The organism is Burkholderia sp. Ap-955 (assembly GCF_011753045.1).
Lineage (GTDB): Bacteria > Pseudomonadota > Gammaproteobacteria > Burkholderiales > Burkholderiaceae > Burkholderia > Burkholderia lata_D.
Map to the genome: position 1 here is coordinate 1 of NZ_VWWH01000208.1, position 1,494 is coordinate 1,494.

The 1,494-nt window shown below is 61.2% G+C and carries 1 protein-coding gene; it reads left to right on the top strand.

The features are described 5' to 3' along the window. Nucleotides 1-1,494: hypothetical protein (locus F3J15_RS38315; protein ID WP_166897815.1), on the top strand; the 1,494-nt coding region annotated here is incomplete at both ends.

Below are 1,494 nucleotides of genomic sequence, written 5' to 3' on the forward strand. Positions count from 1 at the left end.
GGTCAACTCCTGCGTCGACAATGCACTGACGGTACTGTTCGTCGTGCTCAATCCCGTCGACAGCGAGCCCACACCGCTTTGTGCCGTGCTAATCCCTGCCGCGGTCGACGTCGACAGGCTCGTCACGCTGCTGTTCGTCGTGTCCAGGCCAGTCGACAGGCTCGTCACGTTGCTGTTGGTCGTGTTCAGGCTGGTCGACAATGAACCCACGTCGGTCGACTCCTGTGTCGACAGCGCACCGACCGTGCTGTTCGTCGTGCTCAATCCCGTCGACAGCGAGCCCACACCACTTTGTGCCGTGCTGATCCCTGCCGCGGTCGAGGTCGATAGGCTCGTCACGCTGCTGTTGGTCGTGTCCAGGCCAGTCGACAGGCTCGTCACGTTGCTGTTCGTCGCATTCAGGCCGGTCGACAACGAACTGACATTGCTGTTGGTCATGGTCTGGCTGGTCGACAATGAACCCACGTCGGTCGACTCCTGCGTCGACAACGCACCGAGCGTGCTGTTGGTCGTGCTCAGGCCCGTCGACAGTGAGCCCACACCGCTTTGTGCCGTGCTGATCCCTGCCGCGGTCGAAGTCGACAGGCTTGTCACGCTGCTGTTCGTCGCGTTCAGGCCGGTCGACAACGAACTGACATTACTGTTGGTCGTGGTCAGGCTGGTCGACAATGAGCCCACGTCGGTCGACTCCTGCGTCGACAGCGCGCCGACGGTGCTGTTCGTCGTGCTCAATCCCGTCGACAGTGAGCCCACACCACTTTGTGCCGTGCTAATCCCTGCCGCTGCCGAAGTCGACAGGCTTGTCACGCTGCTGTTCGTCGTGTCCAGGCCCGTCGATAACGAGCTGACATTGCTGTTGGTCGTGGTCAGGCTGGTCGACAATGAACCCACGTCGGTCGACTCCTGTGTCGACAGCGCACCGACGGTGCTGTTCGTCGTGCTCAATCCCGTCGACAGCGAGCCCACACCACTTTGTGCCGTGCTGATCCCCACCGCTGCCGAAGTCGACAAGCTCGTCACGCTGCTGTTCGTCGTGTCCAGGCCAGTCGACAGGCTCGTCACGTTGCTGTTGGTCGTGTTCAGGCTGGTCGATAACGAACCCACGTCGATCGACTCCTGCGTCGACAACGCACCAATGGTGCTATTCGTCGTACTCAGCCCCGTCGACAGCGAACCCACACCGCTTTGTGCCGTGCTGATCCCCACCGCAGCCGAAGTCGACAGACTTGTCACGCTGCTATTGGTCATGTTCAGGCTGGTCGACAACGAACCCACGTCGGTCGATTCCTGCGTCGACAGCGCACCGACGGTGCTATTCGTCGTGCTCAGACCCGTCGACAGCGAGCCTACACCGCTTTGTGCCGTGATGATCCCAGCCGCAGCCGAAGTCGACAGGCTCGTCACGCTGCTGTTGGTCGCATTCAGGCCGGTCGACAACGAACTGACATTGCTGTTGGTCATGGTCTGGCTGGTCGACAACGAGCTCACGTCGGT